The 25104-nt window shown below is 37.5% G+C and carries 27 protein-coding genes; 16 read left to right on the top strand and 11 right to left on the bottom strand.

What is annotated here, in order from left to right; genetic code table 11:
- Positions 1-42 precede the first annotated feature (42 nt).
- Complete coding sequence (locus BN2458_RS06650) at positions 43-1722, top strand: hydrogenase small subunit (protein WP_034326687.1); 1680 nt, start codon at positions 43-45, stop codon at positions 1720-1722.
- 62 nt (positions 1723-1784) lie between these two features.
- Here BN2458_RS06650 and BN2458_RS06645 read toward each other — a convergent pair whose 3' ends face one another.
- The 5 genes from BN2458_RS06645 to BN2458_RS06635 form a co-directional block, all read right to left on the bottom strand.
- Positions 1785-3770, bottom strand: a complete 1986-nt coding sequence (locus BN2458_RS06645) for an FUSC family protein (RefSeq protein ID WP_034326686.1) — start codon at positions 3768-3770, stop codon at positions 1785-1787.
- Positions 3771-3793: 23 nt separating this feature from the next.
- On the bottom strand, positions 3794-3970 hold the full coding sequence (locus BN2458_RS10125) for a hypothetical protein (RefSeq protein ID WP_162845533.1): 177 nt from the start codon (positions 3968-3970) through the stop codon (positions 3794-3796).
- Positions 3971-4294: 324 nt separating this feature from the next.
- Positions 4295-4528: a hypothetical protein gene (locus tag BN2458_RS06640; RefSeq protein ID WP_034326683.1), complete on the bottom strand. Its 234-nt coding sequence runs from the start codon at positions 4526-4528 to the stop codon at positions 4295-4297.
- Positions 4529-4895: 367 nt separating this feature from the next.
- Complete coding sequence (locus BN2458_RS10585) at positions 4896-5030, bottom strand: hypothetical protein (protein ID WP_268902957.1); 135 nt, start codon at positions 5028-5030, stop codon at positions 4896-4898.
- Between the two features lie 217 nt (positions 5031-5247).
- Positions 5248-5931: a carboxymuconolactone decarboxylase family protein gene (locus BN2458_RS06635; protein ID WP_197631359.1), complete on the bottom strand. Its 684-nt coding sequence runs from the start codon at positions 5929-5931 to the stop codon at positions 5248-5250.
- Positions 5932-6001: 70 nt separating this feature from the next.
- Here BN2458_RS06635 and BN2458_RS06630 point away from each other — a divergent pair, with 70 nt between their 5' ends.
- The 12 genes from BN2458_RS06630 (at position 6002) to BN2458_RS06580 (ending at position 18901) form a co-directional block, all read left to right on the top strand.
- Complete coding sequence (locus tag BN2458_RS06630) at positions 6002-7222, top strand: HD domain-containing protein (RefSeq protein WP_034342881.1); 1221 nt, start codon at positions 6002-6004, stop codon at positions 7220-7222.
- 211 nt (positions 7223-7433) lie between these two features.
- Entirely contained in the window at positions 7434-7994 is a 561-nt protein-coding gene (locus tag BN2458_RS06625) for a CPBP family intramembrane glutamic endopeptidase (protein ID WP_058122071.1), read from the top strand.
- Positions 7995-8373: 379 nt separating this feature from the next.
- The gene (locus tag BN2458_RS06620; protein ID WP_034328597.1) at positions 8374-9411 is read left to right on the top strand and encodes a glycosyltransferase family 2 protein; all 1038 of its coding nucleotides are present in this window, start codon (positions 8374-8376) and stop codon (positions 9409-9411) included.
- A gap of 191 nt (positions 9412-9602) precedes the next feature.
- Positions 9603-11180: a hypothetical protein gene (locus BN2458_RS06615; RefSeq protein ID WP_231944745.1), complete on the top strand. Its 1578-nt coding sequence runs from the start codon at positions 9603-9605 to the stop codon at positions 11178-11180.
- Between the two features lie 41 nt (positions 11181-11221).
- Entirely contained in the window at positions 11222-11491 is a 270-nt protein-coding gene (locus BN2458_RS10580) for a glycosyltransferase (protein ID WP_269147261.1), read from the top strand.
- A 43-nt stretch (positions 11492-11534) separates the two neighbouring features.
- Positions 11535-12293, top strand: coding sequence for a glycosyltransferase (locus tag BN2458_RS06610; RefSeq protein WP_269147260.1), 759 nt, complete (start codon positions 11535-11537; stop codon positions 12291-12293).
- Positions 12275-14017 carry a hypothetical protein gene (locus tag BN2458_RS06605; protein WP_058122069.1) on the top strand — a complete coding sequence of 581 codons (1743 nt, stop codon included), beginning with the start codon at positions 12275-12277 and terminating at the stop codon, positions 14015-14017. The genes BN2458_RS06610 and BN2458_RS06605 overlap by 19 nt, the downstream gene beginning before the upstream one ends.
- 26 nt (positions 14018-14043) lie before the next feature.
- The gene (locus BN2458_RS06600) at positions 14044-14373 is read left to right on the top strand and encodes a hypothetical protein (protein ID WP_058122068.1); all 330 of its coding nucleotides are present in this window, start codon (positions 14044-14046) and stop codon (positions 14371-14373) included.
- Between the two features lie 37 nt (positions 14374-14410).
- Entirely contained in the window at positions 14411-15961 is a 1551-nt protein-coding gene (locus BN2458_RS10415; protein WP_052082102.1) for a DUF6056 family protein, read from the top strand.
- A gap of 253 nt (positions 15962-16214) precedes the next feature.
- On the top strand, positions 16215-16604 hold the full coding sequence (locus tag BN2458_RS06590; protein WP_034342742.1) for a GtrA family protein: 390 nt from the start codon (positions 16215-16217) through the stop codon (positions 16602-16604).
- Positions 16605-16682: 78 nt separating this feature from the next.
- Entirely contained in the window at positions 16683-17414 is a 732-nt protein-coding gene (gene kdsB, locus BN2458_RS06585; protein WP_034342745.1) for a 3-deoxy-manno-octulosonate cytidylyltransferase, read from the top strand.
- A gap of 113 nt (positions 17415-17527) precedes the next feature.
- Positions 17528-18901 carry an MATE family efflux transporter gene (locus BN2458_RS06580; protein WP_034342748.1) on the top strand — a complete coding sequence of 458 codons (1374 nt, stop codon included), beginning with the start codon at positions 17528-17530 and terminating at the stop codon, positions 18899-18901.
- Here the strand turns inward: BN2458_RS06580 and BN2458_RS06575 are convergent.
- Positions 18889-19503 (bottom strand): Crp/Fnr family transcriptional regulator, encoded by a 615-nt coding sequence (locus BN2458_RS06575; protein ID WP_231944744.1) that lies wholly within the window; start codon positions 19501-19503, stop codon positions 18889-18891. The two genes, BN2458_RS06580 and BN2458_RS06575, sit on opposite strands and share 13 nt — an antisense overlap.
- 84 nt (positions 19504-19587) lie before the next feature.
- Between BN2458_RS06575 and BN2458_RS06570 the strand changes: the two genes are divergently transcribed.
- From BN2458_RS06570 to BN2458_RS06560, 3 genes are all read left to right on the top strand, one after another.
- A complete protein-coding gene (locus tag BN2458_RS06570) occupies positions 19588-20025 on the top strand; it encodes a copper resistance protein CopD (protein WP_034343024.1) in 438 nt (145 codons plus the stop codon).
- Positions 20026-20134: 109 nt separating this feature from the next.
- Positions 20135-20524 carry a group III truncated hemoglobin gene (locus BN2458_RS06565; RefSeq protein WP_034342751.1) on the top strand — a complete coding sequence of 130 codons (390 nt, stop codon included), beginning with the start codon at positions 20135-20137 and terminating at the stop codon, positions 20522-20524.
- 10 nt (positions 20525-20534) lie between these two features.
- Positions 20535-21374 carry an alpha/beta hydrolase gene (locus tag BN2458_RS06560; RefSeq protein WP_052082103.1) on the top strand — a complete coding sequence of 280 codons (840 nt, stop codon included), beginning with the start codon at positions 20535-20537 and terminating at the stop codon, positions 21372-21374.
- A 3-nt stretch (positions 21375-21377) separates the two neighbouring features.
- Here the strand turns inward: BN2458_RS06560 and BN2458_RS06555 are convergent, their stop codons facing one another.
- From BN2458_RS06555 to napG, 5 genes are read right to left on the bottom strand one after another with little or no spacing between them, the layout of a single operon-like run.
- A complete protein-coding gene (locus BN2458_RS06555) occupies positions 21378-21740 on the bottom strand; it encodes a chaperone NapD (protein ID WP_034327328.1) in 363 nt (120 codons plus the stop codon).
- A gap of 1 nt (position 21741) precedes the next feature.
- Positions 21742-22782, bottom strand: a complete 1041-nt coding sequence (locus tag BN2458_RS06550) for a WD40 repeat domain-containing protein (protein WP_231944743.1) — start codon at positions 22780-22782, stop codon at positions 21742-21744.
- Positions 22783-22784: 2 nt separating this feature from the next.
- The gene (locus BN2458_RS06545; protein ID WP_034327327.1) at positions 22785-23351 is read right to left on the bottom strand and encodes a nitrate reductase cytochrome c-type subunit; all 567 of its coding nucleotides are present in this window, start codon (positions 23349-23351) and stop codon (positions 22785-22787) included.
- On the bottom strand, positions 23348-24274 hold the full coding sequence (gene napH / locus BN2458_RS06540) for a quinol dehydrogenase ferredoxin subunit NapH (protein WP_034327326.1): 927 nt from the start codon (positions 24272-24274) through the stop codon (positions 23348-23350). The genes BN2458_RS06545 and napH overlap by 4 nt, the downstream gene beginning before the upstream one ends.
- On the bottom strand, positions 24271-25104 hold the full coding sequence (gene napG / locus BN2458_RS06535; protein WP_034343333.1) for a ferredoxin-type protein NapG: 834 nt from the start codon (positions 25102-25104) through the stop codon (positions 24271-24273). The genes napH and napG overlap by 4 nt, the downstream gene beginning before the upstream one ends.

Genomic DNA, 25104 nt, shown 5'->3' with positions numbered 1-25104 from the left:
GCAAAGCACGATAGGATATGAAGTCAAAAATAGGAGTGTTGAATGGATAAAGCCCTGATTTTAGAATCCTTGCGTCAGCATTTACAAAGTTTAGAATCCACCTACACAGAGCCTAGATGTGAGGTCGATAAGGAATGGATAACTCGCATTTGTGCGTTCATAGGCATACCCAAAGAGGGCGTGGAGATATGCGAGAAGATTCTATCTTTAAAACCTCCTGTGCCTGTTATATGGCTTCATATGGCGGAATGCACCGGTTGTAGCGAGAGTTTTTTGCGCCTTGATAAGCCCGGTGTAGAATCTCTTATCTTTAATCACATCTCATTAGAATACCACGAAACTATTATGGGCGCAGTGGGATTTAGCGCGAAAGAATTGCTCCATAACGCACTAGAAAAGGATTTTATCTTAGTCATTGAGGGTGGCGTATCGCTTGGAGACAATGCCTATTTTATGACTTCTGGTGCCGATAGTGTGAGTGGAGAACAAGAATGTAAAGAAATGGCAGAATGTGCACAGGCGATTTTTGCGGTAGGCACTTGCTCGAGCTTTGGTGGTGTGCAAGCGGCTATGCCTAATCCCACGCATTCTGTGGGTATAGATACTTTTCTTGCACAAAAAGTCGTCAATATTCCCGGCTGTCCGCCAAGCGAGACAAATATCGTGGGTAGCCTAATATACTTTATTCTACTGCGAGAATTACCCGAACTTGATAGGTTTAATCGCCCATTATGGAGCTATGGTAAGAATCTCCACGACTTATGCGAGAGAAAGGCAAAGTTTGAATCTGGGGACTTCGCGCAGAGTTTTGATGACCCACATTTACAAGATGGTTATTGTTTGTATAAAGTTGGGTGCAAGGGACCTTATGTGCTTAATAATTGCCCTAAGGTTAAATTCAATGCAAGGACAAGTTGGCCTGTGCGTGCAGGGCACGGCTGTATCGCGTGTAGTGAGCCAAATTTTTGGGATAGTTTTGGGTGCATTGAAGAGCCCTTGAATAATGAAAATGCCTACATTAAAGAACCTCAAAGGCTTTTGTCGCTTCCAATCGTGCATAGCCTCGCGGAGCAAATACCACAGGATACACTCACGCTCGTTTTACAAAGCAATGCGCCGACTATGATTTATAGGGAGACTTATGAGGAGATTTATAAAGATTTTACCTCACAATCTCCGCAGAATCTCATCACTTGCACCTTTGAGGCGGATTTTCCCACACTTTTGACATTCCTTAGCTCCAAAAATAAGCTTAGTGCGAGACTTGTAGAAAACTATGCCAAATGGCGTGTGCAGAGACAACTTGCAGAGATTGCAATGCCCAAGGTGCAAGGTGAGATGTCATCTAATATGAGCGATATTTTACTCCTTATTGCCCAAATGTATGGCGAGGATATGAATGCGCTTGATGTAGCTTCACACGCGCAGGGCTACCTTTTCCCCCATATTAGCAAACTTGATATGAAGCTCACACCCGCTTATAATATTGAAATTGACAAATCATTGCGCCTACCATTGTGCTATTTGCTCGGTGGGCTTCATATGCAGGGTGTAGCCTATGGCGCAATAAGCTCGATATGTGAGATTCTCTCACTTGCCCTAACTACACTCGCAAAGACGCACGAAATAGGGCGCGTGGCTTTTAAAGGTGATATGATGCAAAATGTGCTTATCCAAGATAGATTTAGAATCTACTTGCCTCAATGGCTTGAAGTAGTATAAAAATAGAGGCAGTATTTGCTAAGAATCTTGCGCCTATAATCTTAATAAGTGCAAACACAACATTATTTGCCAAGTGTGGTATGCAAAAAAGTGTAAATCTTGTTTTGTAAATCAAAAATTTCGCGCACAATGGGATAAATTTGATTGTCTTTGAGTAAGAATCGCTCATCTTCATCGGTTTTAAAATAATAAGGTTTAGAATCTAGCATTGCACAAAGCATAGAAAATCGCACACGCAAAGCCTTTAAGTCATTTTTTAAAAGCATATCATTTGTATTTTGTAGGGTGATTTTTTCACATAATGTGAAAAGCGATTCTTTTAAATGCGTGAAGTCATCAGCGAGATTCGCAAAACCTTGCAAAATCTGCTCCCCATAAAGCTTTTTTTCTTCGCGACTTTCTTTGATAAAAGAAGAAAGTTCATCAAGAGAGCGCATAAGTTGATTTTGGCACGTAAGTGTGTAGCCATTGGAATCTTCTATGCTTGTTACAAGTGCAGCAAAAGATTCTAAGCATAATGTCGTTTGCGGGATAAGTTCATTGGCACTATAATGTGGATAGATAATTTTAGAGATACAAAATGCAAGTAAAAATCCAAGTAAAATATCTCCAAAACGATAGAGGATAAGCTCGATAAAATTGCTATCCAAAAGCGCAAACATTAGCACAAGCTCGAGCATAAGCACCATAGACCATAGCATAAAGGGATAGGTTTTAAAATACACCACCAAAAATAAATTAGGGATAAAAATCCACAAAAGCAGAGGCGAATCGCCAAAGATAAGCACCAAACTAATGCCAAGTATCAAGCCGATGAAACTGCCAAATATAGAATCTTTGCCCGCGGATTTGATTGAGCCAATGTTTTGGTGCATCATAGAAATTACACCTAGGGCTATCCACGCGCCGTGATTGATTTGAAAAAATTGCGCGAAAAACATCGCACAGCCAATCGCCACAGCATATCTCACGCCATAAAAAAAAGGTGCAGGATTATGTTTGAGTGAAGCATACATTTCTGTAAAACTTTTTGTGCTTGTATTTTCTACAAAGGCTTGAGATTGCAAAGATGAGAGACGCGTAAAAGATTCTACTTTTGAGTAGAAAATTTTAAGTGCATTAATCCATTGTGAATCTGCATTATTTTTCAGCGCAGATTCTAAGCAATGCTTTGTGATATTTGGCTTTTTTCCATAAAAAATATGTGAAAGTTCGTTGAGGTTATATGCCATTTCTTTTTGTGCTTCTTGCAATGCTTTTGAGTGATTGTGTAAAAAATAATAATTCATTAAATCAAGCACATAGCATACACTTTCGAGCTTATAGAGATAAAAGAGGGCGCGTTTGTGGTTTTTGATAAGATGTGCGTCCTTGATTTTTGCCGAAGCAGAAGTGAGTTTTGATTTGAGTAAAGAGATATGATTAAGGGCTTGAGATTTGAGCGTCTCATAATTTTTTGTGCCAAGATTCTCGCACATCATAGAGATTTCAAAGAGTTGAGCGACAAATTGCGTCTGTATGAATCTACCATACTGCCCAAAAGATATAAAGAGTCTCACCCCTATACTCACGCTCCCACCGAGCAGAGCTGCACCCATACAATGCCATAGTGGCACATCAGGGTGTGAGCCGGCATAAATATTTGCTACAAGCGCATTAACAAGTGCGAGTGTAAGCACCTTTGGCAAGTCGTTATCATACACTTCGCCAATACCAATACCAAAGGCAAGGAGCATTGAGGGGATAATAAGCCATAAACTCTCCTCCCACAGCCCAAAAACAGGTATGAGTGCGCACACAAAGATGACAAAAAGCACAAGATATTGCCAATCCATATCTTTATTGCTTGTGAATCCATTGAGAAAAAAAACATACATTGCCATCATCACTGCCCAAATCATCACCGGAGTGCCTAGCAGCAGGTAGCAGAGTAGCCCACTAATACAGATAGCAATCATTGCCTTAAACGCATAGAAAAGCCCCAAAAATCCAGCGTCATAGACATAAATAAAACGTTTAAAGATGAGATTATAAGCAGATTCAAACATAGTGTTAGGATATGTATTGATGATTATTTTTTGTAATAATCTCCACTTGCGCTAATACATTGCTGGGTGCATTGATTGTTGCTACAAATTGTGCGACATTCTACACTTTGAAAATTGCCAACAGGCTGCTTTTTGCTACTACAAGCATTGAGACTAAAAATACAGAGAGCGACACATAAAAGAGTGTAGAGTAATTTCATTATGACTCCTTAAAGGATTAAAATAAATGCGAAATTGTAATGTCTCTTAGTTACAAAATCGCAAATTATACGCATTTGCATATTGTGTTTAGGATACTTTCAATGTATCGGCAGTTGGAGTAATTGTTTGATAAATATACTTGTGCGAACATTATGAGAATCTCTAAAATCTCCATAAATATTGATATTATGGGTGGCAAGTTGAGATGTAAGATTTTCAATTTTTTGAAAAGTTTTAATATCTGTGAGATTAAATAAAGAATTCTCCATAGTTACGGGATAAAAGAGAAAGATTTTTATATTTTTAGAATCTGCAAAAGTCTTTTAGTCGTTTATATTCACCGAGAAAAAAGAGGATACTTCTAAGTGTGTATTAAGATAGGCAGATTCTGTGTAAAAAGGTTTGCTATTTTCTTGTGAGCAAAAATCACCATTAGGGCTTGAAGACTTATAATTATAACCTGCCCATTTCGCTGCCTGACAAGGAAGTGTTATCATTTCTTCGTGAATAGAGGGATTTTGTGATATTGTGTTTTCTTGATTTACAATCTTTTCCATATTTGCTTGAATATTAGATTGATTGGATTGATATGTGTATTTTATGAAGTGTATGATCTGTGATAGTGTTTGTTTATGGTTATTGTGGAGGAGTGCTAATGCTACATCTATATATGTTTATATATTTATAATATCCATCTCCCCAACTTAGCATATCCAGTATCCTTTTGTCGGGGCATTATTTGAATAATAGTTAAATTCTATATGATAATTTATAGGCAAACCTAATAAATCTAAATTGAGTATTAGCTTCAATCATTGCTCCATTTAAGCCAAAGAGTGAGTTAGAACCACTTATGACAATAAGCCTTTGTTTTGTAGTTAGCTTATCATTAATCATATCTTTAATTTTATACATATCTTTAAGCTAAATTTCAGTATTTGTAAGCACAGGAATCTTAAGGAAAAAACATAAAACAGCGATGAGCGTAAAATAGCTTACAGCAAAAAGCAGCGCAGAATATATAAAAATGACAATTTGTTTTAATCCCGATGGTTGCATTAAATTTCCTTCAATTTTAAAAATTAAAATATAAAAATGGCGTGTTGTAGTCTTAAGCAAGAAGTGTCAATACAGAGCATACAAACATTATATCTATGTGTCAATTATATGAAGTAAATTAATGGGGGTTGTGGGGTGGGATATGAAATGTAAAATATGAGATGTTGGGGTATGGTGGGTGGGTTAGAAATATGAAAAGAGCGAAAGGCTAATGCCCTCACTCGCTCCTTTCAATCCTGCATAGATTTGTGAATCCTGCCGTTGGCACACCTAGTGCGCGTATGAGCCTAGCCCAATAATTCACTTGCGCTGCAGTCGCTGCGAGGATTAAAATCGCCCTTTGGGAATATTCCTTTTTTACCTCTTTGATGAGCTCCTCACTTATCACAAGCGGTGTTTTTGTGATAGCAGATATATAGCGCAGGGCGACTTTCTCCCTATGCGAAAAGCTTGGGCAACTATCAATATCCATACTTTGTAGCACCCTTATTTCTTCCTCTGTAATGCAGTCCTTATCGTATTCAAAACTATTCATATCAATACAAAAAGGACAAGCGACATCAATAGAAATGTGGATTCTAATAAGTTTTAAAAGTCTCTTAGGCACTTCTATATCATCGTGCGTGATGAAAGTTTCCATTACCGCCGAGCTTATAGCGGTTTTAGGACTCCACGATAGAATCTTTGGTAGAAGCAAATCTTTTTTGAGCTTCTTTTTTGCTATCCACATTGGGAATCTTAAAAACCAAGGGATTTTTGGTGGAGGGTTGATATAGGCATTTATATCGCTTTCAAAATAATTACTTTTATCATTTGTCTTAAAAATATTCATCGCTCCTCCCTTTACGCGTTTGCTACCAAAAGATTCACTAATGGTATCAAATTTTATATATGCTTTCAAATAAAGCCCTTAAATATGTTAGAATCTATCCCAATAATGCCATAAAGACAACATCACCAAAAGGAATATTATGGATTCACATAATCACAATATAGGTTTAAAATCGCCACGCTTAAGTGCGGGATTATTAAAGAGGATTTTTGTTGCTGCAAGTATTCGCCGCTGGAATGACCAAGCTACACCTGTGGAATTTGTAGAGCTAGATAAACAAGCGCATAAAATTGTGATTGCTTATATTTTGGCAAAGTATGAGGAAAATAATGGCAAAAGTATTGATTGGGAAAGATTGATATTGCAATTTTGCTTTGAGTTTTTTGAACGCATTGTTTTAACAGATATTAAGCCTCCTGTGTTTCATAAATTGCAAGAAACGCATAATAAAGAGCTTGTAGAGTTTGTATGCGAGCAATTAGAATCCGATTTAAGTATGTATGAGTTTTTTCCAAAAATGAAAGAATATCTCATAAGCACCAAAACTAACCTTGAAAAGCAGATTCTCAAAGCCTCGCATTATTATGCGTCTAAATGGGAGTTTGATATTATTTATCACTTTAATCCTTATATGTATGATGTGCAAAATATTCGCGATATTATTAATAAGCAGGTAGAGGAGCATTATCATTTGGTGGGAATGCGTGAGATTATGCTCTATGAAAATGTGCGTGAGCTTGTTGCGATGTTTGGGCAGCTTAGATTCCAAAAGCGGTGGAGTCAAACACCGAGAATCCCAGCTACTTCAGTGCTAGGACATACGCTTATTGTGGCTTTAAGTGCATATTTGATAAGTTTTGATATAGGCTGTTGTGAGAAAATGCGTATTAATCATTTTTTATGTGGGCTTTTTCACGATTTGCCTGAGATTCTAACGCGTGATATTATCTCGCCTATTAAACGCAGTGTAAAAGGGCTTGATAGACTGATTAAAGAGATTGAAGAAGAGGCTGTGAAAAAAAAGATTCTAGCGATTGTACCGCCTAATATTGCAGAAGATATTACTTATTTTACACAAAATGAATTTGCTAATCGCTATATGATTGAGCATTTTCCTCATAATACTGTAAGTGGCGAGGAGCTAATGGAGCGTTTTAATCATAATGAGAATAATCCCATTTATGGGGAATTTTTGAAGATATTTGATAATTTAAGTGCGTATTTGGAGGCAAAAATCTCCATTAGCCACGGCATTTCAAGCGATGATTTGATAAGTGGTGCAAATGAAATTTATAAAAAATGCGCCGATAAAGTTGTTTGCAATGTAGATATAGGCAAACTATTTAGGGATTTTGCTTAAGAATTTTATAGAATCTTTGCATAAATGTGCGTTTATATGAAGGTGTATGTTTGCGTAAGCATAAGAGCTAGATTCTAAAATTTACCCAAAAATGTGAAAATCATAAATAATAAATTACGCCAATAATGGCATTTGAAGCGCAATGTGCTTCAAATGCAGATAGAGAATATTTATTAAAGCAAAAAATAATAAAAAAAAAAAAAGGGTTTGTGTGAGTGAGTATAAATCCATAGCGATACAGGCGGGGCTTTCTCTGTGTTTGTTGGTTTTTGCGTGCGCGGTATATTATTTTGCAATTTTTCGCTTAAATGGGGAGCTTGTGGGACTCTATCCCTTTATCCTTTCACTTCAAAGTCTGCTCTGGCTCTGCTTTGGGTTTGTAATGGCGTCTGTGATAATGTGGATATTTTTGCAGTTTCCGTGCCATAAAATATATGATGAAAATGTATTTATCTTTGCAAAAAGCGCAAATATGTATTTTATGGTGCCATTTTTTCTTATCAACGCCTTGGCGGAGGAGCTGATTTTTCGAGGGGTTTTACAATATCATTTTGGACTTATTCTTGCAACTATTCTTTTTACACTCGTGCATTTTTCGTATTACAAAAAACCGCTTATGTTGCTTGAAGTATGCGCGCAGGGGCTGCTTTTGGGATTTTTGTATGAGATGAGTGAATCTTTATGGGTATGCACACTTTGCCACGGCGGATTTAATTATTTTCTCCTTTTGCTGATTAAAAAGGATTATGTGAGATATGATGACAAATCCTAAGCAATGGCTTTAGAAGATTCTAAGCCCAAAGGTATTAGAATCCACGACTTTAAAGCCTCAAGCTAAGAAAATATAAAGGTAGAAAGTGCAGAGGATATATACACGAGTAAAACACGCTAAAACTTTACATTTAAAATTTGCTTTTTTTGTGAATCTTATTTCTTTGCAAAGCGCAGATTCTATAAAATCTATAAAAACTATACAATGCCTCTTTTCTCCCTTGACTAATCTTGTGTTTGCCCCCCCCCCCGCTAAAAATTAACTCCTTTTTTGTTTCTTTATTTTTATTAACACATTTATCATTTTTTAGTGCGTTTGGCTTTTTTGCCTTATTTTTGTTAATGTCTTTATTGTGTTTTGTCGTGCGAGGGGGTGTGTAATGCGTCTTGCTATCGTAATTCCTGCGCATAATGAAGAAGCGGTGATATTGCAAACTTGCAGAGAGCTACAGCTTGTGCTTGGAGAGTTGGTAAAGCAAGGTGAGATTGCGCGTGAGAGTTTTATTTGCTTTATTGATGATGGAAGCAAGGATAAGACTTGGGAGATTTTGCAAGATATTTCGCGCGATACTATGAGATTAGAATCTACACAGCAGCTTAGCACAGATATAGATTCTAAAGCCTCACAACCTCAAGTAGGCAAAACAGAATATATAGCAATAAGCGCAATTAAACTCTCACGCAACTATGGACATCAAAACGCGCTTTTAGCGGGATTAGAATATGTGGCGGACAAAAGCGATTGTGCCATTAGCATAGATTGTGATTTGCAAGATGATATTTCGGTGATTGATGAATTTGTGAGAAAGGCAAAAGCAGGTGCAGAGGTGATTTATGGGGTAAGAAAAAAGCGTGATACAGATAGCTTTTTCAAAAAATATACCGCACTTGGATTCTATAAATTAATGGCATTAATGGGTGTAAAAATCACCTACAATCACGCTGATTATCGGCTGCTTTCTGCAAGAGCTATCAAATCACTTCTTAACTTTAATGAAGTCAATCTCTTTTTGCGTGGCATTGTGCCATTACTTGGCTTTAAAAGCGATGTGGTGGAATACGATAGGCTGGAGCGATTTGCAGGAGAGAGCAAATATCCTTTAATGAAAATGCTTTCTTTTGCGTGGAATGGCATTACAAGCTTTAGTGTTACGCCATTGCGGCTTGTGAGTGTGCTAGGCGTGGTGTTTTTCTTGCTTTCCATTGGGCTTGGTGCTTGGGTGCTTTATGTCAAGCTTTTTACAAGTGGCGTTATGTATGGCTGGGCTTCCACGATGATACCGCTTTGCTTTTTTAGCGGGATTCAGCTTTTGAGCCTTGGTGTTATCGGCGAATATATTGGCAAGATTTACGCAGAATCAAAGCACCGACCGAGATATTTCATAGAAGACATTGCAAATCCACGCAAAAATTTATAGCCAAATAAGATTCTAAGAATCTTTGCATTATACTCACGCTCTCATAATTTTGCTAAAGACATTTTCATAAGGAGTAGCGATGAGTATGTTGCAAATCAGTATCGGGGGGGGGGGGCAACTTATTAGCTAAAGCTCCTTTATGGTGGCATATAGGCTTTTTTCTTTTTGTATGTTTGTATGCGTTTTTGATAATGTATCACTCGGCTTTTAGTGTTATAGATGACCACATACTTACACAAACACTTCTTGTAGGACAAAATATAGGTTTTTTTATTCAGCCAAATATTGGCAGATTCTTTCCGCTTGATGGGCAAGAGCTAAATCTACTATCAGCGGCTTTTGGCGTAAAAGCAGCAGTATTTTATACTTTTAATGCCTTATGTGTGTTTGTGGTGATTTTTGCTTTGCGCTATGCGATGAGGATTTTTATCGCGCATATTTTAGAATCTACTTCGCATTCACATAAAGCATATGCTATGCAGAAAGTCCCCTATGTAGTGGATATACTTCTTGTGCTTTTGCTTCTTTCTCCTAGTTTTATTGGTTCGTGGCTTAGGCTTTTTGTGCCAGAGCGTATGGAGTTTGTATTTTTGAGTCTTTTTCTTATGAGCTATGCTTTTGTATTGGAATCCAAAAATACACGCACTTCTAGCCTTATGCTTCTTGTTGGTTTAATCTGTGCTAATGTGTCTTTGTATTATAAAGAAACGACTTTTGCGATGATAATAGCTTTTGCATTCGTGCATCTTTTTTGTGTGTATTTTTCACATACAAAGTGTAAGATTCATATAAAGCTTTTTGATATGGGGCTTATTCTTAGCACGATTGTATGGTTTGTTGTATATGTTTTTGTTGTTTTATTACAAAAACAAGATTCAGGATTCTATGGAGATACGCCTTATAGCGCGCTTCTTACCTTTGCTAAATCTCTTTTTACATATCTATGCAATGAACCTTTTTTGTGTGGGATAATCTTTAGTGCATTAATATATAGAATCTATGCGGTGCTTATCAAAAAGCAACCCTTTATCCCCCTGCTTGATGCGAGTATTTGGAGCAGTGCGATTTTGCTTTGTGAATATGCGGTGCTCAAGCTTTCCTCTCATCATTATCTTTTACCTGCGTATGTATTTACCCTTATTGTCATTGGTGCGAGTTTTCTTTTATGGTGGCAGCATAAATGGTATAAAGTGATTCTTGCACTCTGTGCTTTTATGTTTGTGGGAAATACACTTTTTGTATCTGCGTATATATGGGCGCATTATAAATTTGTCCCGCCAAATTTTCAAGCCACACTTAGCTTTGTGAGTGATTATACACATAATCACCCGCATAATAGAATCTTCCTTGAGGGCGTGGATAGGGTAAGCTATGTAGAGGTTTATCATAGCTTTGGTAAGTGGCTTACATATTATGGGGCGCAAGATTTTGATTTGTATTCAAGCGATGCTGTCGATTCGCGCTTTGTGGATAGATTTAATGGTAATGCACATTGGAGTGTGTTTCAAAACAATGAGGCTATTGCTAAACAAAGTGGAGATTTGGTGATTGCAACCCCTTATAGTGCATATAATTTTGATTTAGAATCTTTAAACGAAAAATATGAGTTGCTTTTTAGCGCAGAGCAGGGCTATAATGTGCCATTACTTGGACTTAAAACTTTTTTGAAAGCCACATTGCAATTTTTAGGACTAACACAAGGTGATGTGATACTTTCACAAAACGTATATGCTCTACCTCTGCATTTTTATGTATTGCGAGTGCGTTGATAATGTGTTATAATACGCCTCATTTTGTTTAAAGGAATGAAGTGGCAAAGCTTTCTCTTATCGTGCCTTGCTATAATGAGGCAGATAGTTTACTTTCATTTTGTAAGAATATTTTTGCAGTTTTTGAGGATATTTCAAAAACATATTCTCAAAGTGTATTTGAACTCATTTTTGTTAATGATGGAAGTAGTGATAACACATTGCAAATACTTCGTTCTTTGCAAAATGCACAAGAGGGCAGTTGCGATATTCAAGATTCTGCTTTTCTTTCTATCCCCCCCCCCCGCTCAATGCAAAATAAAAATTATTGATTTCTCACGCAATTTTGGTAAAGAAAGTGCCATATATGCTGGATTGCAAGCAAGTAAGGGCGACTGTGTAGCACTTATTGACGCGGATTTACAAGACCCACCGACGATGCTGCTTGAAATGTATAAAAAATGGCAGGATAAGGAAGCAGACATTATATATGCAAGACGAATCTCTCGTGCGGGAGAGAGTTTTATAAGGGCTAAGCTTAGCGAGGGATTTTATATTTTAAGCAATCTCATTTCGCAAGTGCATTTAGAATCTGGCGTGAGAGATTTTCGCCTTATGGATAGGCAAGTTGTGAATGCCCTTTTGAGTATGAGTGAGTATCATCGTTTTTCAAAGGCAATGTTTGAATGGGTTGGCTTTAAAAAAATTGGCTTAGAATATGAGTATATTCCACGCACACAGGGTAATAGTGGCTGGAGCTTTTGGAAACTTTTTAAATATGCCATTGAGGGCTTTATTAGCTTTAGCACTATGCCTTTACGCGTGGCTTTTGTGTTGGGCTTTGTGATGAGTGCGCTAAGTTTGGGCTATGGGTGTTATGCAGTGATAAGCACACTTATTTTTCACAATGCTGTGGCTGGTTGGACTTCACTTGTAGCGTGGATAGCCTTTTTGGGTGGAGTTCAGCTTATCATACTTGGTGTTATTGGCGAGTATATCGCAAGAATCTATGAGCAAGTAAAATCTCGCCCACATTATATCGCACGAGATATGAGCGAGGATACAAGAAATGATGAGCTAAAAGATAACGTGCAGGATTTTCATAAAGGTAAAGAATGCAGCAAAAAATTCTAAGTCAAGTAAAAATCATTGCTTTTTTAGCATTTTTTGTCTTTTGTGTGGCTTTTGGCTTGAGGCTTTATTTTTTAGAATTTAAGCAAGTAGCGCATATGGATGAAATACTCTCCATTGTGTTATCCGAATACAATGAATATGGCTGGGGCAAAAATTTTGAGCCACATAAAATCTATACTGCTAAGCAGTTGCAACATATGACATTATGGAATGATAGCTCATTGAGTGGCGCATTAAGTGATGTGAAAAAACTATATGTTAATAATCGCGATGACCCACATACAAATTTATACTATTCTCTTTTGCGTTTGTGGCATATTGGCTTTATTCATACTGATTTAAAACAGACTTTTTATCGGGGCATTAGCCTTAATTTTGTCTTTTTTACTTGCTCTTTTGTTTTGGCATTTATGCTTTATGTGCGGTTATTTGGCTTTAATTATTTTCTTTTATACTTTTTGGCTTTAGCCTTTTTAAATCCTGCGAGCATAAATAATACTCTTTTTTTGAGACCCTATGCCCTGCAAGAGATGAGTTTTTTACTGCTTTGCTATGTTTTTGTGAGGATATTACAATCTTTTAAAAACACATCATTTAATATACCTTTTTTAGATAATAAAGATTTTGCGCTCAAGCTAAAAAAATACATAAAAATATGGAGTATATGTATCATTTTTGCCTTTGGATTTTGTTTTGCATTAAGGTTTTTTACCAATGAGATACGATATGCACAAGTGGTGGCTCACAATATAGAAATAAATACAGAATCAAACATAGAGACAAAAGAGATTCATTATAAGATAGAGGGTAAAATGCTCTTTTCAAGCTCTATTTTTAGAGACCATAGTCCTTATATTGTTATAGAGCCTATGCTAGATTCTATGAAATTTACTTCTCAGGTTTTATCTCCTCCTATTCATCAAGATAAGAATCCCCGTTATTTGCAATTTGATAGCACCAAAGACATACAAAAAGGTGAAATCATAGGCAATATCGCCTACACACTTCACATATCATATAAGCTTTATGTGATGCTTGTGCTTGTATATGTAATAGGCTGTGTGCTTTTTGTTTGTGTAAGGCTATTGTCATATGAAGTGTTGATTTTAGCTATTTGCACAGCTTTTGCACTCTTAAGCGGATATTTTGCTCTTATATTTGTAGTGATGATTTACTTTTTAGCGACTCTATGGGCATATCGTGCAAAGGCATATAAAGATAAACTCTTTTTTGCTACTACTTTTATATATTCATTGCTTTTATCTAAGCTTTTGTATCCTAATTATTTCTCTGGTTTTGTTGGAGGTAGGGGCAAGGAAGTAGGAGATAAGCTAAGTTTAGAGTATGTGATAGAAAATTTTTATCAAATATGCACTCAATTTTTTGACATATTCACTCATTATCTCTCGTATAGTGTGGTTATTTTTGGCCTTTTTGGTTTATGTCTAGCCTGTGTATATGCCCTAAAATATCGCTCCGCAATTCTTGTGTATTTTAAGAGTGATGATGTTGGCTTGAATCCGCAACTTATAGCTTTGCTTTTTGGTATTTGTGCACTCCTTTGGGCTTTTGTTGTAATTTTTGTAGCCCCCTACAAAGACTTGCGCTATATTATGTCTATTTTTCCTCTTTTATTCCTTTTGCTTAACTTTGCGTTGGTGAGCCTTTATCATCTACTATCTCACTCTGTTCCTCAATATGTTCGGGGGGGGGGGGGGTTATAATAGCTTTATGGTTTATAGGAAGTATAATGCCATTTGATAAGCAAAAAATAGATACGCTTCAAGGTTATAGATTCACACTGACTAAAGAGTATAAAGATATGGTGATTCCTCAAATTGTATTGATTGAAAATTCTACTTATTATGTTTCGCTTATTATGCCTTATTTGTCTAAGGACTTAAAAGTGATGTTTATAGAATCTTGTGAAGATTTATCCTCTATAATGTCTGTTTATGATAAGATAGACTTTGTTGTGAATGAGAAATTTGAATGTGCTTTGGATAGTTATGATGTGAAAATATTATATGAGAAATTGGGCGGTTTAACAAGTATAGTTTTAACGCCTAAGATTCGGTAGTTTGCATACATTAAATAAAATTAATAAAGGAGTGAAAATGAAAATAATCAGTCGTAACGCGCTCGCTCGGGGGGGGCTTAAAAGCGTAATTATTTTTTCTGTCTTTATAGGCGGATTCTTTCTTGTTTTAAACGCGCTTTTTCCTACGCAAAGTGATGATTTGGGTGCAGTGAGTGAGGGCTTAAGCGGTGCGTGGCATAGCTATATGAATTGGAATGGTAGAATCTTTGAAATGCTAAGAACTGCTTGTGTGGGAGCTCTTGCACCGAGTGTTTATTTTGTGATTCTTAATACCCTTATGGGCGTGGGATTTGTATTTTTATTTTTTGTTTTTATATTTGGGCGATTGCCACGCGATTTTAATGATGTGGTGATATTAAGTCTTTTAATGTTTGTGCTAATGTTTCAGAGTGCTTTTGGTTCGATTTTCCTTTGGGCTGCTGGGAGTTTAAATTATTTGTGGGCGTATTGTGCCTTGCTTTGTAGCTTTATCCCTTATCGTTTATTTTGGGGAGATATTTTCGAGCAAGATTCTAAAGGTATTTGTAAATCAAATGTTGTAAAAGAGCTAGGCAAAGCTCTTCTCTTTATGATTTTATGTTTTATTGCTGGTATGAGTAGCGAAATGATAGGTGTTGTGGCAATCATCGTGCATATAGGATTTTTTATATATGCCCTCTATAAAAGAGTGCATTTGCCTGTGTGGTATTATGCTGGGCTTGTGGCTTTTACACTTGGCTGGTTTGTGCTTTATCTAAGCCCCGGACACGCTAAAAGAGTAGCTGTATGGTGGGAACTTTTTGGTAAGGATTCTTTTTACACACTAAGAGACATTATTGCGATGAGTTTTGGTGAGAAAATGCGACATTTAAGTATTACTTATGCAAAGTTTGTTGGTTATTTACCTGTGATAATCATAGTGTCAATCCTTTTTGTATGTTATAAAGAAAGGGCTAAAAAATTTATATCTTTAATTTTTATTTTTGCTGTGGTTGTATTTTTTGTAATGGTAAAAAATCATAAGCATTTTTTACCATTTGCAAGTGATTTTATTGGCATTGTTGCTTTTGTCATTGCTGGGTGTTTTTTTGTGGGATTTGCTTATTTTTATTATAAGAGAAATGATGAGGCAATGTGTAAGCTTTTTATTAAATTATTCATTGCATTTTTACTCTTTTGTCTGCTTGTAGGCACTACGATTCAAGTAGGTTTGCCATCACGCGCTAAGCTTGGCTATGTATTGATTGAATTTGTAATGATTGTTTTTGTCTATCAGCAGTTTATGGAATCTTTAGGCAGTGAGCGCATAGCAAAAATTATTCAAATATCAATCATTGCTTTATGTTGTGCTTATGGGATTTTTGTGCTAAGTGCATATATTGATGGGCGTATAAAGTGGAACAATATGGTAGATTCTATTCAAGCGCAAAAAGCTCAAGGCATAGAAGATGTGAAAGTGAGTGCTTCTACCTTTGCTTCATTTTATAAAAATTATGGCGATTGGGGCAATCCCGGAGACAATCCAAATGAGTGGCCTAATACGACTTACGCGCATTATTTTGGTGTGAAAAGCTTTGTGGTAGAGTAAGTGATTCATTTGCTTTTGGCTGTGAGATATTTTTATAAGCAATAAAATAATTGTGTGCGTGAAGCCAAACTTTTAAAGCCTTGCAAGGGCAGGGGATTATAAAGGGAGCGATTTTGCATTTATGCGAAGCTACTTTAACCCACAGCGTATTTTTGTCCCTCCCTTATCAAAAAGAAAATAAAACATTTGAAATTTACATTCTAATTTTTGCTAAAATTTGGATATGGCAAAACAATACAAATCTGGAGCATAAATGAAAAATCCGTGGCATAAAGCAGGTATTAAATACTTAAGCGTAGGAGTAGTAAATACTTGCGTTGGCTATGGCGTGATATTTTTTGCACTATGGTGTGGCATTGTGCCAGAAGTGGCAAATGCAATAGGCTATGGTGTGGGTTTTGTGGTTTCTTATATATTGAATAAAACTTTTACCTTTGCTTCGCCTTCTTCTCATAAACGCGATTTACCTCGTTTTGCTTTAGCTATGGGTGTGGCGTATGTAGCACAATTTTTTGTGATGAGCTTTGCATATAGAATCTTAGATATGAATCCTTATTTTGCACAAATTGTCGGCGGTGTAGTGTATGTATGCGTTGGTTTTGTGATGAGCAAATGTTATGCTTTTTCACCTAAGGATTCATAAATTTAAGCTGTATTTTGTGTTTGATTTTATCTCAATCAAGCTACAATTTCACAAAACTTTAGGCATAAGGAGGCAAAGATGATTATTATTCCTGCAAGATTAGAATCTACACGATTCCCAAAAAAAGTATTATGTGATATAGGTGGGTTGCCTATGGTCGTGCGCACAGCACTTAATGCACAGCAGGTAGATTCTGTTGTGGTGGCGTGTGATGATGAACAAATAGCATCTGTATGTAAAACACATAAGATTCCTTGTGTAATGACAGCTAAAAGTCATAGTAGCGGCACAGATAGATGTGCAGAGGCAAGTAAAAAACTCGGATTGAGCGATAATGAGGTTATTCTTAATATTCAAGCTGATGAGCCATTTTTGGAACATAATGTTATTTCCACACTCATTGCCTTAATGAAAGAAAAAAAGCCTTTTATGGGGACTTTAGCAAAGGTGATTTCTGAATCTTCTAGCGTGGATTCTAATCTTGTTAAAGTCGTGTTAAACGCGCATAATGAGGCGATTTATTTCTCTCGTGCTACTATTCCATTTCACCGCGATAAAGATAGCAAGACTATGCAGCATTTTCCATATTTGGGGCATTTGGGAATTTATGGCTTTTATGCAAAGACTTTGCAGGAGTTTTGCTCCTTGCCAAAAAGCCCAATAGAGGATATAGAGAAATTAGAGCAGCTTCGCGCAATTTATCATAGAAAAACTATTGCTTTAGCGGTGGTAGAAACAAAAAGCGTGGGGATTGATACGCCACAAGATTATGAGAGGGCGTTAGCATATCTTAGAGAGAGTGAAAAATAGCATTTTATTGCGCGTTTGCTAGGGCGCAGATTCTAGCACTTTAGCACAGCGCATTAGATTCTATGTTTTATCACAGGTTTTATATTTATTTTGAATCTACAAAAGGAGTGAAAATGAGCGTGGCAGCGGATAAAGTCAATATGCGCACAGATTCTATTTATAAGCTCTTTTTTTATTTTTTTATCCCTAATTTATGCGCAATGCTTGCGCTTTCAACTTATTCAACCATTGATGGTATTTTTGTGGGGAAAAAGCTTGGTGAAAATGCACTTGCTGCTATTGGGCTATGTTGGCCTATATTTCCTGCTCTCATTGCTTTTGAATTACTCTTTGGCTTAGGAGCTGCTTCTATTGCTTCGTATTTTTTGGGTAAAGGACAAGATAACCGTGCAAGATTAATGTTTAGCTCGGTATTTTATTTTGCTACCCTCTCTTCTGTCATTATCGGCGTAATTCTTTTTTTCTGCGTAGAAAAAGTCGCTCTTGCACTTGGGGCAAATGAGTTGGTGCTGCCCTATGTAGTAGAGTATTTGCAAGTGATTTTTTTGAGTGCTGTGATTATGGTGCTTCACCCTTTGCTTGATATTTTTGTGATTAATGATAAACGCCCGATTTTGGCAATGATGGCGATGATTATTGGCTCTGCATCAAATATTGTATTAAATTATATTTTTTTATTTGTGTTAGAGCTTGGTATGTTTGGCTCTGCACTTGCTACTGCTATGGGACACGGATTAGGTATGATGATACTTTTAAGCCATTTTGTGCGTAAAAGAGGGCGCATTTATTTTGTATGGCGTTTTTCACTCAATGCTGTGTTTGCTTCTGCAAAAAATGGTGTGCCTCAAAGCATTTCTGAGCTTAGCGTAGCATTTGTAATGATTATGTTTAATCACACATTGAAAGCTTTAGCTGAAAGCGAAGAGATGAAAGTGAGCTATCTTGCTATTTATAGTATCGTGATGTATGTGGGTGTAGTTTGTTTTACAATTTTACTCTCTTGCGCTCAAGGTGTGCAGCCTGTAGCAAGCTATAACTATGGAGCTGGAGAGATGAAGCGAGTGAGGGGGATTTATGCTTTTGGAGTGGGCTTTGCTACTGCTTTAGGCATTTTAGTTTATGCAGTATTTATGAGTATAGATTCTATGCTCGTCAAACTTTTTTTAAAAAGTGGGCAAGAAATGATTTTAGAGCCAACCCTTGAAGCAATGAAAGTGTATTTTATAGGCTATATATTTTTAGGATTTAATATTGTGAGTGCAATATTTTTTCAATCAATCCAACGTCCAAAAAGCTCTTTTCTTATCACACTCTCTTATAATCTCATTTTTGTGAGTATTTTACTTTTTGTTTTGTCTTATTATTATGGTGTTTTTGGCGTGTGGTTTTCTTATCCGCTTTCTCTTGTGTGTTCAAGTGTGGTGGTGATTGGTGTGATTATCTATGAGTTTCGCTATGGTGTGCTAAATCTAGCTCATAGAATCTGAATCTTGCCCTTGATTGTAGTAATGATGCCTTTATTTTTAAGCATCTTAAGGGTGCGCGAGAGCGACTCTGGAGAGACATTGAGACTTTGGGCAATTTGCCTTTGAGTTTGTGTGTGGAGTAAATCTTTATGCGCATTGAGATAGGCTAAAAGCCGTGTTTGCAAGTTTTGATTGTGTGCATTGATGTGAGATTCTAAGATTTGTATCTTGTGGCATAAAGAAGTGATAAAAAGTGAGCACATTTGCACATCTTGCAAAATATGTGTATGAAAGATCTCAAGCCGAATCTTGATGATTTCGCAAGGCTGCATACATTGTGCATTTGATGGATATTTTAATCGCATAAAAAAGGGCATTTCAGCAATAAGAGAAGGTGCAGTGATGATATGCAGGGTGCATTCACTATCATCAATATCTGTTTTGCTTTTATAGAGGCGCACCTCGCCTTGAGTGAGTAAAAGCAAAGAGGATACACATTCTCCCTCAAAAAAGAGTAGCTCTCCTGCATTGTAATGCCGTTTTTGCCCGATATGTGTGAGGGTGTCAAAAAGTCGCTGCATAAGGGGTCGCCTCTGTATAGATTTATGGATATATTGTAGCAAATCTTAACCTATATCAATGTTTTTTTATATATTTTGCTTTAAGATTTTGTATTTTAAATCCAAAAAGAGTATATGGGAGGTTTTGTGGAAGCACTTTATCCCTATTTTCTCACACTCCATTTGTTGTGTGTGATAATATTTTTAGGCTATATTTTTACTGATGTGGTGCTACTCACTCCTTTGAGGAGGATTCTAGGCGATGAGATTGCTGATAAGGTATTTGGCGTAATAAGCAAAAGGGGCGTAAAGATAATGCCTTTATGTCTGCTTTTCTTGGTGCTGACAGGTGGAGCGATGATAAGTCGCTATATCGGCGGTAATCAAGGCTTTTTTGAGACATCGTTTCAAATCTTTTTGCTTATAAAAATGTGCCTTGCATTCGCCATTGTATTAATGGTGGTTATCTCGCTAAGCTGCAAGTTTTTAGGGCTTAAGAATCCTTTGGCAAAAGTGATTCACCCCATTGCCTTATTTCTTGGGTTATTCATTGTGCTATTGGCAAAAGTGGCATTTTATGTGTAAGTGTAAGGAGGAAATGATGAGCATAGAGATAGTCAGTATGGTATTGTTTGTAAGCTTGGTGGTTTTTATTTTGCTAAAGCTTGCGTTATTTTTAAAATAAGGAGAAAAGATGTTTGAAGAAATTAATGTGGATTCTATCCGTCAGCTTATGGATATTTTTTATGCTAAGGTGCGTGCGGATAAAAGTGGGCTTGGCGAAATTTTTAATACCAAAGTTGGCACAAGCGATGAGGTATGGGAAGCACATAAGGCAAAGATTGCAAATTTTTGGCAAGGTATGCTTTTGAGTATGGGCGATTATAATGGGCAACCGCTCAAAGCTCACCTTGATTTGCCACCTTTTCCACGCGAACTTTTTAATGTGTGGCTTAGTCTCTTTGAGGAGAGTTTGAGGGCAGTGTATGCAAAAGAGGAGCATATCGTAGTAATAATGCAGCGGGCTCAAATGATAGCCCAAAGATTCCAATATATGATGTATGAGAGTGGGTTGCACCATTAAAAGAGCTTTGATGAGAATCTGCAAAATAACGATATTAATCGTGTTGCTTTGCTCCTCTGCGTTTGGCGCACCCTCGCAAGAAATCTCGCCTATCACCCAAGAAGCAAAGGCACTTTTTGCAATAGAATCTATACGCTTACAAAATACGCAGGGCAGATTCTATAATATTTACATCGCTATTCCAAAGCATAAAAAAGATAAAACAAGTGTATTTTATATGCTAGATGGCAATGCGTTTTTCCCCTTGTTACTCAATGAAATTGCCAAAAAAGAATCTACACAGCCTTTTCAATCATTGCCTATCATCGTAGGAATCGGGCACGATAGCACATTGGCTTTTGATAGGGCATCGCGCACTTATGATTATACGCCTTTGCTTTCTAAAGAATTGCGGGATTCATTTAGTGGTGGCGGTGGAATCAATATATTTTTAGATTTTATCACGCAAAAAGTCCAACCATTGATACATAAGCGATTTGGTATACCTCATAAAGAGCTACTTTTTGGACATTCTTTTGGCGGGCTTTTTGTGTTATATACACTTTTGCATAAGCCGCGAAGTTTTAGCCATTATGTTTGTGCTTCGCCTTCACTTTGGTGGGGTGAGGGGAAATTTATAACCTTACCTCTTGAGATAACGCATTATCCAGATTCTATTATTTCCACTCGTGGTAGTTTAGAGGCAAATTCTCAAAGACAAGCAAAATACAAGATTGAAGAGATTGTGCAAGCTTTGCAAAAGAGCGCACCCAATCCCAAAAGTATTGTATTTGTTGAGTTAATGGGGCAAAATCACGGGAGCTCTATTCCTTATGCTTTAAATTTAGGCTTAGATACTTTAATGCAATAAGCACTATTTTTTGCGTTTTTTACCCATAAGATGTGCCACAGAGCCAGAATATGCGATGTTTTCAATAGGGATAGAATCATTATTGAGAAATTCACTTACACCACCATCTATGTTTTTAAGCTGCGCGTTAATTTCGCTTTCTTGATAAGCGTAGTGCATATTCGCACTTATCACACCGCGCAAGGATTCTATATGTTTATTGAGGGCGATTTCCTCCTCTGTGCTAGGGGCTTCTACTACTACAATAAGCTGATGTGTGGGCTTATCTGCGATATAAATCTCACAATTTTGCAGTTCATCTATTACCTCTTTCACGGATTCAAAATGCTCTTCTGTGGTTTTTACAATAATGCTTGAAATATTCATCTTAGTCCTTTAGTTGCCAAATAATCATACTTTTATCATCACTTCCGCTAATGATTGTTTTCTCATCATAAAAAATAATGCTATTAATAAGCGAGGTTGTGCCTTTCAATGTGTAAATTTCGCGCATAGTGGGCAAATGTATCACGCCTATGTCGTTTTGTTCATTTTTGCTAAATGCCCCAAAATTTGCTTGTGGTGAGATTCCCACCGCGTAGATAAGAAAATGACTTTTTATACTTGCAGCATTTTTTAGGCTAAATTGCGCTTTTTGTGTGCTATTTTGTGGCTGTGTGCTAAAAGTATAAACGCCCATTTGCCTATCTGCACCCGCAGTTAGAATCTTATCACGCGCAGAGGCGATTTGGTAGTTATTGTCCTTATTGATGTTTTCAAGTCGTGCAAGTAGCTCACCATTAGACACATTAAGCACATTGACTATACCGGATTCATCGGTGCTAAAGATAAATGGTGCATTCACGCATAAATCCGAAAAACCAGCAAGGCTAGGGTGGCTCATATAGATAAAATTCGCGTTTTTTATATCAAAAAGCCCAATTTCATTACTCAAAAAACCAACAACGAGTTTGTCTTTATCAAAGGCGATAATGCGCTTAGGTGAAGTGGTCGTTTGGTAAATCACCTCTGCTTCTTGCATAGCGGAGATTTTGAGAATCTGCTTTCCACCGCGTGAAGCCTCACTTAGCACAAAAAGTGTTTTGCCATCAAAGGTTGTAATATCAAACACGCGTGGCGCAAAGTCATTGTCAAAATAATCTTTCACGAGGGGCAAAGTGAGGCTATATGCCTTATGCGCCCTTTTACTTTTATCAAGGCTAAACACATCGATGCCACCACTGGCATTACCCACGAAGATTTGATTATTAAAGCTACTTATATGCGTGATAATCGCGCTCGTATGGATTATCTGTGCATTTGTGCTTTCTATAACAATCGGCTTTGTCAATCCACTATTCGCGCCATACTGCGCCCATAGGGGCAGCATACAAAGCAAGGCGAGTAATGGAACACAGAATCTGCACATTCTTACTTGACACCTTCGTTAAGCACATCAAGCAGATTCGATGAATTTTTAGAACCTTGTGTGCGGAAGTCAGGCGAGAAAGTATTTGCAATTGTTGGCGATACTTCGGCTTGTGGCGTATGGCATAGCACACAATTAAATCGCGCTGGAGAGACACCTGCTAAATCCTTATTTGTGCGTAAATCATAAGTGTGTGAAGCCGGAGCAGCCACTGCGCCTACATCTTTTGCAATAGCCGGGTCGTGGCACGCAAGGCATTGATTGTTATCCTGTGTGATAGGGAGCATATCCTCTATGCTATGGGAAATCATAGGCGGTGCATTTTCAAATGAACGTTCAATAGGTGTGCTTTCACCAGCAGAAGCATTAGGATATGCGTATTGAAGCAATTTGACATCTTTTTCATCTTGCAAATCCACTTTTCTCAACCCAATCTCATTATCTTTAAGCATTTCGCCACTTTGTATTTCTTTAGGTGCATTATCGCCCTTAGATTCTGTAGAATCCGAACACGCAAAAAATGCCAATCCAACTAAGCCTATCATTAAGCCCTGAATGTATTTTTTCATTTTTTCTCCTTTTGTGTGAAATTCACAATACTAAATTTTAGTGCGTCATCATCGCACACCTCAATACACCTACCACAGCGCAAACACGCTATATCTTTTAATGCGCCCTCTGTTTTACCAATGGGTTTTAGCACTTCAGGCTCTGGACAAATGCGCACACATTGCATACATTTGGTGCAATTATCTTTTACGTGATATACGCGCAAAAGTGCAAATTTGCCAATGAGTGAATACATTGCTCCAAGCGGACAGATATGCCCACAAAAGCCATTTTTTAGCACAAACAAATCAAACACAAACACCGCCAAAATGGCAAAGATTCCAAAGCCCATACCAAAAATAAGCCCACGATGAAGCATAGAAATGGGGCTAAGTAGCTCGAAAGCTGCCACACCGCTTATCGCGCTAAGCACTAATCCTATCGCTAAAATCACAAATCGTGTGGAGCGAGGAATAGCGAGTATGTGCCGAGCCTGATTGAATCCTAGCTTCTCACGCAAGAAGTTGGCAAAATCAGTTACAAGATTCATAGGGCAAACAAAGGCGCAATACGCGCGTCCTAAAAATACCCCATAAATAAACACGACAAGCAACACTCCAAGCGCGACATCAAGTGCAAATCCACCACCTGCGAGGAAAATTTGTAGTGCGCTTAATGGGTCGGTGAGATTTACCATACCAAACCATTTTGCGTGGCTAAGATTGCCCTGTGCGATATTGCTTAGCGCACTTTGTTCTTTTGCCACGATTGAGCTAGAATCCCCGATGAAAGATTCTATATTGCCACCAAAGACACCTCTTTGTTCCTTGCTTTGGACATTTTTCAATGTCGCAATAGAGTAATTCCCTAGCACAAAAAACACGAGGATAAGAATCTGCATCACCCGCCTAAGAAAGAGATATTTGAATTTTGTATATTTCATTCTATCTCTCCTAGTGAGCGATTAAGATAGTCTAGAGTGTCCTTTGGTGCAGTATTTTTAGACTTACTTTGCTCTTTAAGCTCAAAAAGCCGATTTTCATCAGTCTTATCCCAACCCTTGATATAGTTTGTCCCCATTTTGCCCAGTGCAACGCTACGAGGTAAGACAATAATCGTAGGAAGCTCTGTAACACAGGCTTTTTCACACATACCGCAACCAGTGCAGTAGTCGCTATCTACAATGGGTAGCAAAAAGCCGTGTTTGCCGGTGCGCTCATTGCGCTTATATTCGAGGCTTATTGCCTTATCAATAATCGGACAGGCGCGGTAGCACGCATCACATTGAATCCCTGCATAAGCTACGCAATGCTTTGAATCTACAATTGCTACACCCATTGTGGCGTTATTAATATCCGCCTCTGTGTAACTTTTGTCTGTATCGGGCTTCTTTGGCTGATACAGACGCTCAAGCTGAAGCGCATCGGTGGGACAAGCCTCCGCACAAGGAATGTCCTTACACATATAGCAAGGCACTTTCCTTGCCTCAAAAAATGGTGTGCCAAGCGTGGTATCATCATTTGGCGTTGCAAGTTTAAGCGTATAAAAAGGACACGCCTCTACACACAAACCACATTTAATGCAGCTTGATATAAATTCAGCGTCATTTTTACTCGCACCGGGTGGGCGCAAAATATTTGCATTCCCAGCCTTAGCGACATTGACATACGCTCCCCAAACAAACGCGCCAAATAGAGCAAAACCTGCGTTTTGTCCTATTTTGAGTAGAGCTTGTCGTCTCTGCGGATTCTGTGGCTTTGTGTCTTTTTGCAC

Source organism: Helicobacter typhlonius (assembly GCF_001460635.1).
In the GTDB taxonomy this organism is placed as follows: Bacteria; Campylobacterota; Campylobacteria; order Campylobacterales; family Helicobacteraceae; genus Helicobacter_C; species Helicobacter_C typhlonius.
Note: the sequence above shows the minus strand (reverse complement) of the source record. Positions and strands in the feature narration are given on the sequence as shown.

What these genes read in the sequence shown, in the direction of transcription:
- BN2458_RS06550 (WP_231944743.1), bottom strand. Translation starts at nt 22,782, where the DNA reads ATGTGCAGATTCTGTGTTCCATTACTCGCCTTGCTTTGTATGCTGCCC.
- BN2458_RS10125 (WP_162845533.1), bottom strand. Translation starts at nt 3,970, where the DNA reads ATGAAATTACTCTACACTCTTTTATGTGTCGCTCTCTGTATTTTTAGT.
- BN2458_RS06580 (WP_034342748.1), top strand. Translation starts at nt 17,528, where the DNA reads ATGAGCGTGGCAGCGGATAAAGTCAATATGCGCACAGATTCTATTTAT.
- BN2458_RS06545 (WP_034327327.1), bottom strand. Translation starts at nt 23,351, where the DNA reads ATGAAAAAATACATTCAGGGCTTAATGATAGGCTTAGTTGGATTGGCA.
- BN2458_RS06640 (WP_034326683.1), bottom strand. Translation starts at nt 4,528, where the DNA reads ATGGAAAAGATTGTAAATCAAGAAAACACAATATCACAAAATCCCTCT.
- BN2458_RS06565 (WP_034342751.1), top strand. Translation starts at nt 20,135, where the DNA reads ATGTTTGAAGAAATTAATGTGGATTCTATCCGTCAGCTTATGGATATT.
- BN2458_RS10585 (WP_268902957.1), bottom strand. Translation starts at nt 5,030, where the DNA reads ATGCAACCATCGGGATTAAAACAAATTGTCATTTTTATATATTCTGCG.
- BN2458_RS06645 (WP_034326686.1), bottom strand. Translation starts at nt 3,770, where the DNA reads ATGTTTGAATCTGCTTATAATCTCATCTTTAAACGTTTTATTTATGTC.
- BN2458_RS06620 (WP_034328597.1), top strand. Translation starts at nt 8,374, where the DNA reads ATGCGTCTTGCTATCGTAATTCCTGCGCATAATGAAGAAGCGGTGATA.
- BN2458_RS06560 (WP_052082103.1), top strand. Translation starts at nt 20,535, where the DNA reads ATGAGAATCTGCAAAATAACGATATTAATCGTGTTGCTTTGCTCCTCT.
- BN2458_RS06630 (WP_034342881.1), top strand. Translation starts at nt 6,002, where the DNA reads ATGGATTCACATAATCACAATATAGGTTTAAAATCGCCACGCTTAAGT.
- BN2458_RS06590 (WP_034342742.1), top strand. Translation starts at nt 16,215, where the DNA reads ATGAAAAATCCGTGGCATAAAGCAGGTATTAAATACTTAAGCGTAGGA.
- BN2458_RS10415 (WP_052082102.1), top strand. Translation starts at nt 14,411, where the DNA reads ATGAAAATAATCAGTCGTAACGCGCTCGCTCGGGGGGGGCTTAAAAGC.
- napH (WP_034327326.1), bottom strand. Translation starts at nt 24,274, where the DNA reads ATGAAATATACAAAATTCAAATATCTCTTTCTTAGGCGGGTGATGCAG.
- kdsB (WP_034342745.1), top strand. Translation starts at nt 16,683, where the DNA reads ATGATTATTATTCCTGCAAGATTAGAATCTACACGATTCCCAAAAAAA.
- BN2458_RS06615 (WP_231944745.1), top strand. Translation starts at nt 9,603, where the DNA reads ATGTATCACTCGGCTTTTAGTGTTATAGATGACCACATACTTACACAA.
- BN2458_RS06555 (WP_034327328.1), bottom strand. Translation starts at nt 21,740, where the DNA reads ATGAATATTTCAAGCATTATTGTAAAAACCACAGAAGAGCATTTTGAA.
- BN2458_RS06600 (WP_058122068.1), top strand. Translation starts at nt 14,044, where the DNA reads ATGCCATTTGATAAGCAAAAAATAGATACGCTTCAAGGTTATAGATTC.
- BN2458_RS06650 (WP_034326687.1), top strand. Translation starts at nt 43, where the DNA reads ATGGATAAAGCCCTGATTTTAGAATCCTTGCGTCAGCATTTACAAAGT.
- BN2458_RS06605 (WP_058122069.1), top strand. Translation starts at nt 12,275, where the DNA reads ATGCAGCAAAAAATTCTAAGTCAAGTAAAAATCATTGCTTTTTTAGCA.